The sequence below is a fragment of the Bradyrhizobium barranii subsp. apii genome (genome assembly GCF_011516635.5).
In the GTDB taxonomy this organism is placed as follows: domain Bacteria; phylum Pseudomonadota; class Alphaproteobacteria; order Rhizobiales; family Xanthobacteraceae; genus Bradyrhizobium; species Bradyrhizobium barranii.
On the sequence record NZ_CP096255.1, the window covers coordinates 4,329,200 to 4,344,863 of the forward strand.

Genomic DNA, 15,664 nt, shown 5'->3' on the forward strand with positions numbered 1-15,664 from the left:
TCGCGTCAACGGTGCCAAAGGGCAGGACTTGGAGGATAGGATGCGCGAAAACATCGTCGGTCGGGCCAATGTCGAGGACACCCCCGAGCTCAAGGCCTATTACAAGGACCTCGAAAAGTACGAAGCCGGCGCGCTGTGGACGGTCGCCAACAAGATCGAGCCGTGGGCGCCGCAATCGGCCTCCGTTCCCGTGCTCTGGCGCTACAACGATCTGCGCGAGCACGTGCTGCGCTCGGTCGAGCTGGTCTCGCCGGAGAAGGCGGGGCGGCGGGTCATCTATCTCAACAATCCCGGCCGCCGCGACGTGTCGGCCGCGGTCGGCTGGCTCTATTCGGGATTGCAGGTGATGCATCCCGGCGAGGTCGCAACAGCGCACGCGCACTCGGCTTCAGCCCTGCGCTTCATCATGGAGGGGGCGGGCGCCTACACCATCGTCGACGGGCACAAGATGACGCTGGGGGCGCGGGATTTCGTGCTCACGCCGAACGGAACCTGGCACGAGCATGGCGTCGAAGCTAACGGTTCGATGTGCATCTGGCAGGACGGCCTGGACATCCCGTTGGTCAACGCGCTGGAGGCGAACTTTTTCGCGGTCCATCCCAAGGTGCAGCAGGAGGACTCCGGCTATCCCGTTGACGACATGACCAAGACCTGGGGCAATCCCGGGCTTCGGCCGGCGGCTTCGAAATGGTCGAAGGGCTATTCTCCCATGTTCAAATACGAGTGGGAGCCGACCTACGAGTCCTTGCGCAAATACGCCGCCGCGACCGACGGTTCGCCCTATGACGGCATTCTCATGAACTACGTCAATCCGGTCACCGGCGGGCACGTGATGCAGACGATCGGCGCGAGCATGCAGCTGCTGCGGCCGGGCGAGAAGACGAAGTCGCATCGGCACACCGGCAGCTTCATTTACCAGGTCGCCAAGGGGCGCGGCTATTCGATCATCGCCGGCCAGCGTTTCGAGTGGCAGGAGCGCGACATCTTCTGCGTTCCCTCCTGGGCCTGGCACGAGCACGGCAATGCCTCGGGCAGCGAGGACGCCTGCCTGTTCTGCTTCAACGATCTGCCCGTCATCGAGAGTCTCGGCTTCTACCGGGAAGAGGCCTATGGCGACAATGCCGGCCATCAGCCAGTCGCGGCCTGACGTCCCCGCACAGAATTCAACCGAAAGAGCCGGATAAAGCTTCATGCGCCTTGTTACCTACACCTTGGGCTCCAGTGGTGCCCGCCTCGGGGTCCTCGTTGACGGATTGGTCGTGGACGTCGAGCACCTCGGTGCGTCGCATGGCTTTGCATGGCCGAGCGACATGTTGTCGTTCATCGACAACAGCGTGACACTGCTGCCGGCGCCGAAGGAGCGTCTGGACGATGCCGATGGACGCTTGCCGGCCGGCTCCGCCGTTCCGCTCGAGGACGTGAAGCTGCAGGCCCCGATCCCGCGGCCCCGCAAGAACATTTTTGGCATCGGGCTGAACTACCGTGCGCATGTGGCGGAGTCCGCCAAGAGCCTGGACACGGACAAGGATCTGCCGAAGCAGCCGGTCGTCTTCTCCAAGCCGCCGACGTCGGTGATCGGCCCCGGCGGCGCGATCCAGCACAATGCGAAGATGACGCAGCAGCTCGACTGGGAAGTCGAGCTCGCCGTCATCATCGGCAAGACCGCAACCCGGATCGCGACCGACAAGGCGATGGACCACGTCTTCGGCTATTCGGTGATGATCGACATTTCCGCGCGCGACAATCGCCGCGCCGGCCAGTGGATCTTCTCCAAGGGCATGGACACCTACGCGCCGTTCGGCCCCTGCATCGTGACCGCGGACGAAATTCCCGACCCGCATGACCTCCGGCTGTGGCTGACGAAGAACGGGGTCATGAAGCAGGACTCCAATACCAAATACATGATCTTCGATATTCCGGTCCTGATATCGGACATTTCATCGGGCATGACGCTGGAGCCGGGCGACATCATCGCAACGGGAACGCCGGAGGGCGTCGGCGCCGGCAGGACTCCCCAGGAATGGTTGTGGCCGGGCGACGTGGTGGAAGCGGGGGTCGACGGCGTCGGTGTCATCAGGCATCCGGTCGTTGCGATCTGATGACGTCGTTCTCGTTCGATCGCGAGCTGAGGTTCGGAGACTGCGATCCCTCGGGGATCGCGTACTTCCCGTCCTACCTGAACATCCTCAACGGCGTCGTCGAAGACTTCTGGGCGAGAATTGGATTTCCATGGCCGGAGCTGATCACGGTCCGGAAAATCGGGACGCCCACGGTGCATCTGTCCTGCGACTTTTCCCGGCCGTCGATGTTCGGCGATCTCTTGACGTTCGGATTGCGCATTAGCCGGGTCGGCGGATCGTCGCTCCATCTGGAGCATGTCGTCTCCGGCGCGAACGGCATGCGCTGGCGCGCCCGCCAGATCCTGGCCGCGACGTCGCTGGTGGATCACCATGCGATCCCGTGGCCGGATGACATTCGCGCCGCGCTGATGGCGCATGTGAGCGCGGGCGAGGGCGCTGAGGCAACGCCCGCATGATCTCGCTGTTCATGACCTTCTCCGATCCGGCAGGCGAACGGCGAATTCATCCTGACGAGGTTGACGCCGTGGCGGAGCTGGTCGGATCGATCCCTGACACGACCGAGGGCTTGCTGTTCACGCCGCTCGAACAGTCGGTCGATCATCCCTACAAGGCCGATGGCTCCGGCCCGGTGTTTGCGCTTCAACTGCGGTTTCCGGACCTGCTCGCCTGCGAGGCGGCAATGGACCGCGGCGGTGTCCTTGCCGGTCTCGCGACGGGGGCCGGACTGGCGAGCCTCACCGGCTTGGACGTCACGCACCAGGTGATGCTGACGCGCGCGTTTCCCGTCGAGGTCGCCGAACATCCGGCAGGCACGACCGCTCCGTGCAGCTACCTTGTGCACTATCCCGGCCCGGCCGAGGACATGAACGCCTGGAACCTGCACTATCTCGAGCATCATCCATCGATCATGCGAACCTTCCCTGATGTTCGCCAGATCGAGATCTACACCCGGATCGATTGGGTCGACCGGCTGCTGTCGCAGCGCGTCGAGCACATGCAGCGCAACAAGCTGGTGTTCGACAGCCCGCAAGCCCTCGCGCACGCGCTCGGCTCCGACGTGATCCAGCGCATGCGCGCAGACTTCGTCCAGTTCCCGCCATTCGCAGGCGGCAACAAGCATTTTCCGATGCTGACGCGGGTGGTGCGGCCGAAGCGCTAGAGCCGAGAGCGTGAAAACGATGGCGTGAGCCGTGAATTGAGATGGATCGCCAGATGTCCGCTTTGGCCGTCAGATCGCGCCGGACTCGCTATGCCGGTAACCTTTGTAAACACTCCAAGGTTGCGACGAAACGACATAGCAATCTTAGCGCATGCTCGTGTGAATTCTGCTATCATCGCAACGTGGGGCGACTCTGATGCGGGGATTGTCATGCCTCCAGGGAGGGACCGACCATGACTACGATAGCGAAACCATTTGCTCTCGTCGCCCTGGTTGCGACCATGAGTGTCGGAGCACTTGCGCTCAGTATCGCCTCTGCCTCAGCGCAATCGCCTGCAGCATACAAGAACTACTGCATCACCAGGATCAAGTGTAACAACGGCTTTCTATGGAAGTGCAACCGTTGTGACGGCCGCTATTCATGGCGGCAGGGGTGCCGTCCCACCTTTAAGGCGTGCTGACACTGACGTAGTTCGTAGGATGGGTAGAGCGAAGCGAAACCCATCAAACCTGATCCTCGCAACGGCATCGAGCTAAAGAATGACACGGGCGCTGCATCGGCGTGCCGGGGGCGATGGGTTTCGCAAGAGCTCTACCCATCCTACATCTTGGCGCAAGCGACGCCGGTTTCGGCACGGCCTCTATTCGACACGATGGGGCGCGATTCCGAGTCTTGCCATCGCCTCCCGCTCAGCGCCACGCGAGCCCTTAGGATTGCAGCCGTCACCAACAGAGGCATAGCGACCGTGGTCACCGAGCGGGTTTGCCGGCATCGACGGTTGACGTCCGCTTTGGGGCAGATGCTGACAACAGCCGCGGCCCGCCTTGTCGGCGATGAGCCCATTTGCAGATTTTCGGCGTCGTGGGCGAAGGCGATCCCTGCGAACTATGGGGACGGCAAATCGAGGCCGTTGGGTAGCCTGATCCAAAGAACGGTTTGCTCGTCTGGGGAATGACGAGACAGATGGCCCTTTCCGTGTGTGTCCTCCACCAACACGAACTCGCCCGCAGAGACGTGCCGCACCTCGCCGTCGCTCGTCTCGTATTCGACCGCGCCGGTCAGTCTCACAGTCAATACCCGCGCGGGAACGGCGTGCCAATCGACCTGTCGCATACCGGCAGGAATTTGAGTAACCTCCATGCTTGACGCGGGATAGCGCTGGGACACCTGAAACGGCTTGGCACCGGGAGCGACGGTCAGCTTTGCCGTCATGGGGATTTCCACCTCACCGAAGTGAGATTCACCGTCCGGGGTTACGTATATCCGAAGACACTTCATCGGCTGTCACCTTTTGGCTCGCCAGCAAGAACAAGACCACCCTACCATGACCGCGGCGAGGGTGATCGCGGCTCTGACGGGTTGGTCCGCTACGGGCGACTTCCCGCTTCGGGCCAAAAGCCGCCATCCCCGCCAAATGCGGTTTGTCCTTATCGGGCCCCCGGGCGGCGTCCGAGACCGTATCGCGTCGTATCAGCGCCGACATCCTGATGCTAGATTTCACAACGGCGGGGAGCACCTGCTTCCTGCTTCAGACCGAACAGGAGGACGATATGCCTGATAGCGTCTACAAGGTCATTGAACTGATCGGTACCAGCAGTGACTCATGGGAGAAGGCGGCCGCCAATGCGGTCGGGCAAGCTGCAAAAACTCTCCGGGATCTTCGCATTGCAGAGGTCGTCAAGCTCGATATGCAACTGGATGAGAAGGGAAACGTCGAGTCCTATCGCGCCAAGCTCAACGTCTCGTTCAAGTTCGAGGGGTCCTGAGCCTCGGCACCTCGCCCCCGCTTGCGGGGCGAGGTTGGGCTCGCTGGAGAAAGGCGCGCGGCCGTTCGGGAAGCAGCGCTCTGGTCCAACCGGGACCCGGTATGCTTTGATGCGTGGGGCGGGAACTGTAACGCGCGGTGACCTCATGTACATCGTCATTCGCAAGTACACCAAGGTTCGTTCGGTTGCGGACGCTGCTCGTCGCGCCAAGAGCGGCGTCGGTCAGATCCTGAGGCAATCGCCCGGATTCAGATCTTACTACGTGCTGGATGGGGGCGACGGCGTCGGTGTCGCCGTGATGATATTCGAGGACCGCGAAAGCGCGAATGCAGCGAACGCCAGGATAATGGAGTTTATTCAAGCAAGTCTGCATGACCTCGATCTTGGGGATCCCGAAATCACTGCCGGCGAAGTGTTGGTAAATATGGAACCTGATGCGTCCTCGGCATGAAGTACTCGTAAACGCCGCCAGTTGTGTGGGGTGCCGGCCCCTGCCACTGCTGTGGATCTGATCGCCGTCGCGCAGGGGCGATCGCGCCCTGGACATCCGGATGTCGTCGGTCAGGAATATTCGACTGCTCATGCTTTTCGAGGAGTAACAACATGAGGCAACACGATTTCGAAGCATTTTTCATCACAGCCACCGTCTGGACGCCGCTCGTAGCTATGGGCACCGCGATGCCGCCCCGAGATCCTGATGAAGACGAGGAGGACGAAGAGGGCGACGAAGAGGAGGATGAAGCCGACGAACCGGCGGTCGTACGCGAGCCGGATGAAGATTAGGCCGTGAACCCATAAAGTAGGGCGGACCGGCGCTGCATGATGCCGAGTATTCGACGAACCTTGTGCATATCGTGTCAGAGCGATAGCAGTAGGGGGAAATCTCGCTCTTGCGAATTAAGGCACTTAAGCCAACGTAAGGACGCTGAAGTATGCTCACTGTCTATGGCGAAGGTCGTGGGTTCCGCGTCGTTTGGCTGCTCGAGGAATTAGGGGTGGCTTATCGGCTGCGCCCGGTCGATCTGTTCGCTGTCGAGAATGATCCCGATTTTCTTGCGATCAACCCCGCCGGCTTTATCCCGGCGCTGCAGGACGGCGAGATGATCATGGTCGAGTCGATCGCGATCCTCGAATACCTGCTCGCCCGCCACGGCCCGAGCCCGCTCGCCGTCGCTCCGGATGATCCGGTTTTCGCCGCCTATCTGCAATTCCTCCATTTGGGAGAGGCCGGGCTCGCTGGACCAATGAACGCCGTCATCGTCGGTCGCGCATTCGCCCCCGCAGCAGAGCGAAACGCCCGGGTCACAATCTGGGCACTGGAGACCTTTCATAGCCGGCTGGGATTGGTCATCCAGCGTCTCGCAAATCGTCCATTTCTCGCCGGAGACCGCTTCACTGCTGCTGACATTTCAGTGAGCTACGCTCTCCTGCTTGGTCTGCGAACCAGCAACTATACCCCGGGTTCAGTCGAGCGTGCCTATCTCGCCCGCACGACGGCACGCCCCGCCTACGCCCGGGCGATGGAAATCTGCCAAGCCACCAAGGCTTGGGCGGAGCGATCACCGGCGTTGTAGAGCCAAGTCGTGAATCCATAGAAGGGATTCCCACGAGCGGCCTGGACTAGCCAGCGTCGGCCAGTCCGCGCTATAATCTCTCATGGGCTGGGATGCGAAAGACGTAGCGCTGCTCAAAAGGCTCTGGGCCGCAGGACAGAGCGCGGCACAGATTGCGCGCCGTCTCGGGTGTAGCCGTAACGCGGTCTGCGGGATGCTAACCCGTTCGGGCTTGAAGCGTGGCCACAAGCCGCCAACAGCAAGACCCAAGATAAGGCCGCCCCCGAAGCCAAGGCCGGCGTCGTCGGCCGCCCTGGTACGTCGAGTAGAAAAGAAAGTGTCGCGGAGCACCGCAGAGAGGCAGCAGCCCAAGGAATTCAGCAAGCAGCAGCTGTACGCCATTCTAGCTGAGGCGGTCAGGAACACAGGCTAAGCGTTAACCACGACGGGCGTTACGCTCCGCGTCCGTGCCCTGATCCAGCTCGAACGGCTCGGCTTGTTGTGACCATTCCCCAAGCCTTGGTCTGCTTCGGGGCAATCGCGTCGGTTTGGTTTTCCCGAGACGACTTCCGGTCAGCCCCAGTGAGCGGACATCTTTAGTACCCCTCGCCAGGTCTCAAACGGGCCAATTCCGGACGTAAGAAGGCTGTCGCTTGTCATCCTCAAACGATGGCCGCTTTGTTCTTTTCCCTCCGCCTAAGGAAACGTCATTGCTCTGGCTGCGCTCGCGATCTCCGAGGGACTACCTTTCATAAACTCGTACCTTGCAATAAAAGGTACCTTGTAATATATTGTCTTCCAACCAGGCCAACCGTGCGGCTGCCATGACCGAACAGAACCAGGTCCAGCTCAAGAAAGGCGCGCTCGAATTGTGCGTGCTGGCGCTGCTGGCGCGCGGCGAGAGCTATGCCTACGAGATCGCCAGCGCACTCGCGGCCGGCGTCGGCATGGGAGAGGGAACGATCTATCCCCTGATGCGGCGCATGCAGGATGACCGACTGGTCGAAACCCGCCTCGCCGAATCGAACAGCGGCCCGCCGCGCAAATACTATCGGCTGACCCCGGCCGGCCGCGCTGCCTTCGCAGCGCAGAAGCGCGAGTGGCGGACGTTCACCGATGCCGTCAACCAGTTGCTGGGAGAACGCTGAATGAACCGCGTTGCCTTCTTGACCATTCTCAATGATGGGCTCGCCGGACTTCCGGCGCGGGAGATCGACGATATCCTCGCCGACTACATGTCCTATTTCGACGAAGCCGAGGCCTCCGGGCGAAGCGAGGCCGAGGTGGCTGCAGCGCTCGGCGATCCCCGGCGGTTAGCGCGCGAACTGCGCGCCGAAACCGGGCTGCGCCACTGGGAAAATCATCGCAGCCTGCGCAATTCTGGGGCCGCCCTGCTGGCGCTGGGCGGATTGGCAACGGTCGACATTCTGTTCCTGCTGCCGCTGCTGTTCGCGGCGATGCTGATCATGCTGGTGATGGGCCTCATCGTCGTCGTGCTCGGCATCGTCGGCATCGGGTTGCTGCTGAGCCTCGTCAAGCTCGGGCATTTCGCCTCAATCGCCGCGATGCTGCTGCGCGCGGTCGCCGGCATCGGGCTGATCGCCGGCAGCGTCGGGGGCGGCGCGCTGCTGCTGCTCGCGCTCAACAGCGTGGTGAAGATGCTCGGGAATTACGCCCGGCTGCACTACCGGCTGCTCAAGCCGGAACCGGACCTGGCTTAAGAAGGTAGGAGGCGCGTCATGAACAGACGTCTTGCGGGGATCGCGGTGGTGTCACTGAGCATTGCGGCAGCGTGCGCGATATTCACGGTTCTGATCTCGGCAACGGACTGGATCGACGGTGATTCCCGATCCTGGGCCGGCACGTTGCGGGGCTGCGCGACGCTGCCATGGGCGAAAAAGACCGGCTCAGGCGAGCGCCGCACCATCGATATGGGATGGCTCGGCAGCGATGCCGTCAACATCAAAATTCCGGCGCAGGTGCATTACCAGTCCTCACCCAAGCCACAGGCGAGCGTCAGCGGTGACGCCGACCTGATCAGCCATGTGCGCCTGCGCGATGGCACGCTGGAGTGGGACACGGTGGAGTGGGACCGCCTGGTCGACTGTTTTCCGGCGAACGATCTCGTCGTCCACTTCGCCGGCCCGGCGGTCACGGCATGGACATTGAACGGCTCGAGCCAACTCGACCTGTCCGACATCAAGCAGGATGTGCTGCGCATCACCATGCACGGCAGCGGCACTGTGACAGCAAGCGGCGAGGCCAAGGAGGTATCGCTCGATGCCGCAGGCTCCGGCCGCGCCGACCTCGGCCGGCTCGTCGCCCAAAAAACCAGCGTGAACATGAAGGGCAGCGCGGATCTGAAGCTCGCCGACATCAAACAGGACGTGCTGCGCATCACCATGCACGGCAGCGGCGTCGTCACCGCCAGCGGAGCGGCCCACGAGGTGTCGCTCGAGTCCGCAGGCTCCGGCCGCGCCGACCTCGGCCAGTTGATCACCGAACGAGCCAGCGCGCAAATCCACGGTAGCGCCGACGTCGATCTCGCGCCGCGCCAGGATGCCGATATCTCGGTCTCCGGCAGTGCCGTCGTGAAACTGCATGGCGCCGTGGCGCGGATCAGTTCGCACGTGTCAGGTTCAGGAAAGATCAAGCAGGTGCCGTAGGCTCGTTGCAATCAGGCAGCCCTGCGAAATACGGAGGAGATGTCGATGCACGCTTCCAGCCACGTCTGCAGGTTCCTTTCCGCCATCGCCTTCTGCCTCACGTCGACGCTGGCGCAGGCCGCCGGCCTGCGATTGATCGATATTGCCGCCGACGCCGATGGTCCGGCGATCCACGGCATGATCTGGTATCCCTGCGCCGAACCGCCGGGAGAGGTGAAGATCGGAAGGGTCATCCTGCCGGGGGTGCAGGACTGCCCGCTCGCAGGAGACCATCTGCCGCTGATCGCCGCTTCCCATGGACAGCGCGGCACATTTCTCGGCAATCACGACACCGCCGAAACCCTCGCCGACAACGGCTTTGTCGTTGCAGCCGTCAATCACCCCGGCGATACCGCGCAGGATCCAAGCCGTTCCGGCGACCTCTCGGTCTTCGTCGAGCGGCCCACCGACATCAAGCGCCTGATCGACTTCATGATCGGGGTGTCGCCGTTCGCCGCAAGAATCGATCAAGCCAGAATCGGCTTCTTCGGCTTCTCGCGCGGTGGCTATACCGGACTTGTGCTGCTCGGCGCCAATCCGGATTGGGCCGGAGCGGCCTCGAACTATTGTCGCCAAAGCCAGCTGCTGTTCTGCCAACAGATCCTCGGCAGGACATACCCGTCGCAGCCGCTCACGCACGATCCGCGGATCAAGGTCGCGGTGCTTGCCGATCCCCTGGCCATCTTCTTTTCCGCGGAGAGCCTGGCGCCTCTCAAGGCGCCGGTTCAACTCTGGGCATCGGAACGGGGTGGGGACGGCGTGCTGCTCCACGATGTCGCGGCTGTGGACGCAAACCTTCCGGCCCAACACGAATATCGCGTGGTTTCGAACGCCGGACATTTCGCCTTCTTCCTATGTCCGCCGGCGCTGGTCAAAGAGCGGCCCGAACTCTGCGCGGATGCGCCCGGCTTCGACCGGGGCGCGTTCCATGCAGAGTTCAACGCCGACGTGCTCGCATTCTTCCGGAAATGGCTGGTCCGGCCAGCGGAGTAAGACCAAGGGAGGTCGTTGAGATGCGCGGCCTCAAGGCGCCAGTAGCAATGGACCTCCCCATCCTTTCGTATCGTGGTGTGGCGCTCCACCTCGGATCATTGAAACTCAGCATCCGCTCGCTCTCCGCACCAACCGCATGCTCCGGCACTACGCCGCGATTTGCCAGAACCGACCTGGTGGCATGTCCGGAAGGGGTCAAAACCGCCACCTGATCGGTTGGATCGAGCCTGAACCACGTCTCGAACGATCTGAAAGCCGACGTTCTTTCAGGAGTTTACCGGCTCCAATATGGCGCACCTCACTAACTGAGGAAGCCATCATGCCTGACATCTCAAGTGTTACCGAAGTGGTTTCGAAGCGCATCCCCTGGAATAAGGGGAAGATCGTTGGAGCGAAGCCGCCACTCCGGCCCAAGCACGTGTGGTCCATTCGTACGAAGCTTCAAGTCGAGGGGCGCGTTCGGGACCTTGCTATGTTCAATCTCGCCATCGACAGTAAGCTCCGCGGCTGCGACGTTGTGGCGCTTAAGGTCGGTGATATCGCCCCCAGCTCGCTGGGTGGATCGCCAGCGTCGGCTTAGACCCCCACATCTTCGGGACACACTCACTGCGTCGAACAAAGGCAACCCTGATCTACAGGCGGACGGGCAACTTGAGAGCCGTCCAACTCCTGCTCGGTCATACCAAGATTGAAAGCACCGTCCGGTATCTGGGCATCGAAGTCGATGACGCCCTGGCAATAGCGGAACAGATTGACGTCTGAAGTGCCCGGGCAGAGCGTACATGCTCTGCCCGTCGTCTCTCCGCTGCTTCGGGCCACGAGCGGAAGCACTCCACTGAGTGAGACTTTCGCTTCCAGGTGTAGTCTTCAGCTTCGGGCCGAGGTTGCAGGCAATCAGGTTGAGGAGGAAGTCGGCGGCGACGCGAGCGGGGCCTCGGTGTTTCGTCATTGCTCGCCTCGTGTTAGACTTTACCTGCCCAGTCAGGGAGAGCAGCCATGACCGCCGAGTTCGATGAAGACCGCTTCAATATGGCTATCCGTAAATTTCTGAAGCATGTCGGAGTTACATCGCAGCGTGAAATTGAGAACCTAGTGCGTAGCGGGGAGGTGAAGGGTGGCAAGCTCAAACTGCGAATGACCCTGTCCGCTGAGGGGACGCCGCTGAAACATGTGGTCGAGGAAACAGTCGCGCTCTGACGATTGTCCCGGCTGTGGGAAGTCGTGGCCCTGATCCTCACGAAGGCTATCATTGCGGTCGCCGGCCGAACGTTGCCTTCGGGTCAAAGCGCGAAAGACTCAATGCGAAAGTCCGCTAAGCCCCATTGAACGGACCTCAATGAGGCGTGCTGCCACTTCGCTGATGGGCCACATCCGGACATCTAGGATGTTGCCGCTCGCCGAGAACTGTTATTGTTGAGCGGTCTTGCGTCTAGGGGATGATGATTGTGTCTCCAGCAGAACTGTCGAGCAGCGAGGCGGAACTCCGGTCGTTCATTTCGGTCGCGATCCCAACCTTTCGACGTCCTTTTGGGCTGCAACGCGCGATCGAAAGCGTGCTGCAGCAGGACTTCTCCGATTGGGAAATGGTGATCAGCGACGACGAAGGGTTAGTGGGCGAGAGTTGTCGCCTCTTGTCCGAATATGTCAGCACAGAACCGCGCATCCGAGTCGTCGAGAACCGCAGAGGCCGTGGTCAGGTCGAGAACACGAACAATGCGATGCTTGCGTGTCGCGGTCCCTGGATCAAATTGTTGCATGACGACGACTGGCTCGCGCAAGGGGCGCTTACGTCTTTCGCGAGACTTGCGTTGGCCTACCCCGCCGCGGCAGTCATCACCGGGGATGTCCCGGGTTCTGTTGAATTTCTGAAGAGGTCGGCGTTGCCCACCTTGAGCCGGTAGGCTCGGGGTGCTGATTCCACAAAGGAGAGCAACGCCATGACGAGAGATATCACACCGGCTGGTTGGCCGGCGACCGGGGCTGTGGAGAAATCATTTGCGGAAGTGCGAGCGAGCTTCGATCGGTTCTGCCTTGCGGCAGGAATCGAGGCGCTCGGCACGATGATGGAGGCGGATGTGACAGCGGCCTGCGGGCCGCGCCACGGTCGTGATGCGGCGCGGCGGGCGCACCGTTGGGGCCGAACGCGGGGGCGGATCGGTTTCCACGGCGGCAAGATCGAGGTCGATCGCCCGCGGGTCCGGGGCATGGACGGCCGCGAGGTCACGATCCCGAGCTGGGAAACGGCGGCGCAGGAGGACTGGCTCGGTCGCTGGGCGATGAACCTGATGCTGATCAATGTGTCGACGCGCCGGTTCGGCCGCGCCGTCCGGCTGCCCGAGGGTGACGTGCCGGCACCGCCCGGATCGGGGATTTCGAAGTCGGCGGCCTCGCGGAGGTTCGTGGCTCTGTCGGCGGCGCGGCTGGCCGACTTCATGGCTGCCGATCTGTCCGCGCTCGACCTTCTGGTGGTCCAAATCGACGGGCTGCATCTCGACGACGATCTCGTGCTGGTGGCCGCGATCGGGGTTGACGGCGAAGGCAACAAGCATCCGCTGGCGCTGGTGGAAGGGGCGACCGAGAATGCAGCAACGGTTCAGGCCCTGCTGGACAACCTGGTCTCGCGCGGGCTCGACCCGACGGTGCCAAGACTGTTCATCGCCGACGGCGCGAAGGCGTTGTCGAAGGCGATCCGCCGCACCTTCGGTTCGGCCGCTGCGATCCAGCGCTGCCAGATCCACAAGGCGCGCAACATCATGGAACGCCTGCCGAAAGAGCATCATGCGGCCACCCGCCGGGTGCTGCGCCAGGCCTGGGAGCTCGATGACGCCGACAAGGCTGAAAAATTGATCCGCAATCTCGCGCGTCGACTCGACCAGCAATGGCCCGGCGTTGCGGCCAGTATCCTCGAAGGCCTCGACGAAATCCTGACTGTCGTCCGGTTGAAGTTGCCGAAGGAGCTTCGCCGATCGCTCGCCTGTACCAATATCGCCGAGAACATGATGGGCACCATTCGCCGCGTCACGCGCAACGTTAAACGCTGGCGGGATGCCGGTATGGCCTTGCGATGGGTCGCGGCCGGTATGATCGAGGCCAACAAGGGCTTCCGACGATTGAAGGCGCATAAGCAATTGTCGGTTCTGCGTGCGGCCCTTCAAGCTCACCACGATCGCATGACAATCAAGTCCGTTGCCCACGTCACGAGGGCTGCGTAATATTCATTCCGGCAACGTCGACCCGACGTAGTTCAACAGCGATCGGGACATCCCCGTCATCACCTCCACAAGCCATCTGGTGCAAGACAAAGGCATAAAGTACCGGCAAGGGGGTGAGATTTACGTGTATTCGGGCCAACAGTGCCTGACTGATCTCTATTTGGTGGGCAAAACGCGGTCGCTCGGAATTGTCCCATCGACGCTGTTGGTCAATAGCAACGTCGTCAAAGCCGGCTGCCTGATGCGAAACTACAAGTCGATAAGTTGGGGGGGGGGGCGACCAACTGTTCTTCATTGATCTGGCCTGCCATGGTGACATGGTAGCGATAGACGATGGTCTTATCTTTTACGACATGACCAACCACCCCTGCATCACGGCAGACGGGTCGTTCAGTCACATTGACCAAGAGACAGTCGATCTCAAACGCCTCACTTGGAGCCTTTTGGAAGATAAAGGAGAACTTCCCGATCCTGAAACGGTCGTGCGTGCGTTGCGGGTTGCTCGACTACGCGGACGGATCGGCCGGCAGCCACTCGGCGCAACGATCCGTGACGCAATCCAAATCCTGCGCCCCTCGGTCCTGATGGCTCTCAACAAGATCATCCGTGCTCGGGCGCGCGCGCCGGGTGCAATTTAATTCAACCTTTCTGCGGGAACGCTCTGATCTGATAGCGCAGCTAACTGACCGCCGCTCGAAATGGCAAGGTCCGCTATGGGTCAAAAGCAGCAGTGGGCGCCAAGCTGTATCGGCGTCCGGTTTGCCCCTGACAGCCGACATGACACGCGCTCAATTGACCTTCGGCTAAGGGCCATAAGCGAGCGCGGCAAAACATGCCAGCGCATGCTCCGGCAAATGCTATTGGTCCACGCCTGGGCGGGGTTAACGCTGCGCCGGAGAGCCAGAAAGTCCTTGACGCAACAGAACACCACGGATTTGGATCGGTCGGAAGACCTTGATTGGACGATGGACGGAGCCGACCCGTGGGAGTTTTGCTGAGAATTATGCTCGTAACCGCTCTCGTGTTGGGGTGGACGGCCCCCTTCCGCCACACTGCATGGCAAGAAGAGGTCGTCGCTGACCTCAAACGAAGGAGCCGCCCGTGGAAACGATTGTTCGCATCGGTCTGGATACGTCGAAGAGTGTGTTTCAGCTGCATGGCGTTGACGAGACGGAGCGGCCGATTCTACGGCGTAAGTTGAGACGTGGGCAGGTTTTGGAGTTCTTCAGTCGTTTGCCGCCTGCACTTGTCGCGCTGGAGGCTTGCGGGGCATCGCACTATTGGGCGCGGGAACTGCAATCGCTCGGGCACGAGGTGGCGATGATTCCGCCGCAATATGTCAAACCGTACGTGCAGCGCGGGAAATCCGACGCTGCGGACGCCGAGGCAATTTGCGAGGCGGCAAGCCGGCCGAAACTGCGCAAGAACTTTGTGCCTATCAAGAGCCCCGAGCAGCAGGGCGCACAGATGCTCGCGCGTGTGCGCAACCAGTTCATAGGCAGGCGGACCCAACTTGCCAATTCTATCCGCGGCTACGCCGCTGAATTCGGCTTTACCGCGCCTAAGGGACTTTCGCGGCTTCCGCAATTGCTGATCGATATCAAGGCCGATGCAACAGTCCCCGACTTGGCGAAGGAGTTGGTGGACGCCTTGGCGGCAGAACTGGCGCGCGTCGACGACCAGATCGCCACGCTCGACAAGAAGCTTATGCAACTCCACCGGAGTAACGAGATGAGCCGACGGCTGGCGGCTATCCCGGGCGTTGGTCCGATCGGTGCGACGCTGCTTTCAATCAAGGTCGTGGATGCTCGCGGGTTCAAGTCGGCAAGAAACTTTGCCGCCTGGCTCGGCCTGACCCCAAAGAATCACTCGACGGCCGGGAAGAACAGGCTCGGCGTGATTACACGCGCCGGCGACGGCATGTTGCGAACCGTTTTGGTGGCTGGCGCGACGGCCGTGATCGCAGATATGCGCCGACGGGAAACTCGGTCCTGGCCCTGGCTGAAAGACATCATCGCACGCAAGCCGCCGAAGCTCGTGGCCATAGCGTTGGCAAACAAGCTGGCGCGGATTGCCTGGAAACTGATGGTCAGTGGTGAGCGGTATCGACCTGCAAGCAGCGTTATGCCGATGCCAACATAGCCTTGAACGAAACGTAGAGCTTGGCGGCCAGACCGGCAGGTTTGACGCCGAG

The 15,664-nt window shown here is 61.6% G+C and carries 19 protein-coding genes and 1 pseudogene; 19 read left to right on the forward strand and 1 reads right to left on the reverse strand.

The window, feature by feature from the left end; genetic code table 11:
- The first annotated feature begins 40 nt into the window (after positions 1 to 40).
- The 4 genes from HAP41_RS20325 to HAP41_RS20340 are packed head-to-tail and all read left to right on the forward strand — an operon-like array spanning position 41 to position 3,240.
- Positions 41 to 1,147 (forward strand): cupin domain-containing protein, encoded by a 1,107-nt coding sequence (locus HAP41_RS20325; protein WP_166105890.1) that lies wholly within the window; start codon positions 41 to 43, stop codon positions 1,145 to 1,147.
- Positions 1,148 to 1,190: 43 nt separating this feature from the next.
- Entirely contained in the window at positions 1,191 to 2,099 is a 909-nt protein-coding gene (locus HAP41_RS20330; RefSeq protein ID WP_166097312.1) for a fumarylacetoacetate hydrolase family protein, read from the forward strand.
- Positions 2,099 to 2,536, forward strand: a complete 438-nt coding sequence (locus HAP41_RS20335; protein WP_166097310.1) for an acyl-CoA thioesterase — start codon at positions 2,099 to 2,101, stop codon at positions 2,534 to 2,536. The genes HAP41_RS20330 and HAP41_RS20335 overlap by 1 nt, the downstream gene beginning before the upstream one ends.
- The gene (locus HAP41_RS20340) at positions 2,533 to 3,240 is read left to right on the forward strand and encodes a hypothetical protein (RefSeq protein WP_166097308.1); all 708 of its coding nucleotides are present in this window, start codon (positions 2,533 to 2,535) and stop codon (positions 3,238 to 3,240) included. The genes HAP41_RS20335 and HAP41_RS20340 overlap by 4 nt, the downstream gene beginning before the upstream one ends.
- A gap of 886 nt (positions 3,241 to 4,126) precedes the next feature.
- Here HAP41_RS20340 and HAP41_RS20345 read toward each other — a convergent pair.
- Positions 4,127 to 4,519, reverse strand: coding sequence for a cupin domain-containing protein (locus tag HAP41_RS20345; RefSeq protein WP_166097305.1), 393 nt, complete (start codon positions 4,517 to 4,519; stop codon positions 4,127 to 4,129).
- 209 nt (positions 4,520 to 4,728) lie between these two features.
- On the opposite strand from HAP41_RS20345, the gene HAP41_RS20350 reads away from it, so the two are divergent.
- The 15 genes and pseudogenes from HAP41_RS20350 (at position 4,729) to HAP41_RS20420 (ending at position 15,612) form a co-directional block, all read left to right on the forward strand.
- Positions 4,729 to 5,007 (forward strand): dodecin family protein, encoded by a 279-nt coding sequence (locus tag HAP41_RS20350; protein ID WP_321576416.1) that lies wholly within the window; start codon positions 4,729 to 4,731, stop codon positions 5,005 to 5,007.
- 145 nt (positions 5,008 to 5,152) lie between these two features.
- On the forward strand, positions 5,153 to 5,458 hold the full coding sequence (locus HAP41_RS20355; RefSeq protein WP_071917568.1) for a hypothetical protein: 306 nt from the start codon (positions 5,153 to 5,155) through the stop codon (positions 5,456 to 5,458).
- A 152-nt stretch (positions 5,459 to 5,610) separates the two neighbouring features.
- A complete protein-coding gene (locus tag HAP41_RS20360; RefSeq protein WP_063984236.1) occupies positions 5,611 to 5,790 on the forward strand; it encodes a hypothetical protein in 180 nt (59 codons plus the stop codon).
- A gap of 149 nt (positions 5,791 to 5,939) precedes the next feature.
- On the forward strand, positions 5,940 to 6,581 hold the full coding sequence (locus HAP41_RS20365; RefSeq protein ID WP_166097303.1) for a glutathione S-transferase family protein: 642 nt from the start codon (positions 5,940 to 5,942) through the stop codon (positions 6,579 to 6,581).
- Positions 6,582 to 6,663: 82 nt separating this feature from the next.
- Complete coding sequence (locus HAP41_RS20370; protein ID WP_085401706.1) at positions 6,664 to 6,993, forward strand: GcrA family cell cycle regulator; 330 nt, start codon at positions 6,664 to 6,666, stop codon at positions 6,991 to 6,993.
- Positions 6,994 to 7,384: 391 nt separating this feature from the next.
- Positions 7,385 to 7,708 (forward strand): PadR family transcriptional regulator, encoded by a 324-nt coding sequence (locus HAP41_RS20375; protein ID WP_044591834.1) that lies wholly within the window; start codon positions 7,385 to 7,387, stop codon positions 7,706 to 7,708.
- A complete protein-coding gene (locus HAP41_RS20380; RefSeq protein ID WP_166097296.1) occupies positions 7,709 to 8,281 on the forward strand; it encodes a DUF1700 domain-containing protein in 573 nt (190 codons plus the stop codon).
- 45 nt (positions 8,282 to 8,326) lie between these two features.
- Complete coding sequence (locus HAP41_RS20385) at positions 8,327 to 9,226, forward strand: GIN domain-containing protein (protein WP_224580791.1); 900 nt, start codon at positions 8,327 to 8,329, stop codon at positions 9,224 to 9,226.
- A 45-nt stretch (positions 9,227 to 9,271) separates the two neighbouring features.
- The gene (locus HAP41_RS20390; RefSeq protein WP_166097291.1) at positions 9,272 to 10,258 is read left to right on the forward strand and encodes an alpha/beta hydrolase family protein; all 987 of its coding nucleotides are present in this window, start codon (positions 9,272 to 9,274) and stop codon (positions 10,256 to 10,258) included.
- 319 nt (positions 10,259 to 10,577) lie between these two features.
- Positions 10,578 to 11,020: pseudogene (locus HAP41_RS20395) on the forward strand (tyrosine-type recombinase/integrase).
- Between the two features lie 234 nt (positions 11,021 to 11,254).
- Positions 11,255 to 11,455, forward strand: coding sequence for a DUF6494 family protein (locus HAP41_RS20400; protein ID WP_027548237.1), 201 nt, complete (start codon positions 11,255 to 11,257; stop codon positions 11,453 to 11,455).
- Between the two features lie 248 nt (positions 11,456 to 11,703).
- A complete protein-coding gene (locus HAP41_RS20405; protein WP_224580790.1) occupies positions 11,704 to 12,159 on the forward strand; it encodes a glycosyltransferase family 2 protein in 456 nt (151 codons plus the stop codon).
- A gap of 36 nt (positions 12,160 to 12,195) precedes the next feature.
- Complete coding sequence (locus tag HAP41_RS20410; RefSeq protein WP_166064748.1) at positions 12,196 to 13,470, forward strand: IS256 family transposase; 1,275 nt, start codon at positions 12,196 to 12,198, stop codon at positions 13,468 to 13,470.
- Positions 13,471 to 13,787: 317 nt separating this feature from the next.
- The gene (locus HAP41_RS20415; protein WP_224580789.1) at positions 13,788 to 14,108 is read left to right on the forward strand and encodes a hypothetical protein; all 321 of its coding nucleotides are present in this window, start codon (positions 13,788 to 13,790) and stop codon (positions 14,106 to 14,108) included.
- Between the two features lie 463 nt (positions 14,109 to 14,571).
- Entirely contained in the window at positions 14,572 to 15,612 is a 1,041-nt protein-coding gene (locus HAP41_RS20420; protein ID WP_166097282.1) for an IS110 family RNA-guided transposase, read from the forward strand.
- The last annotated feature ends 52 nt before the right edge of the window (positions 15,613 to 15,664 follow it).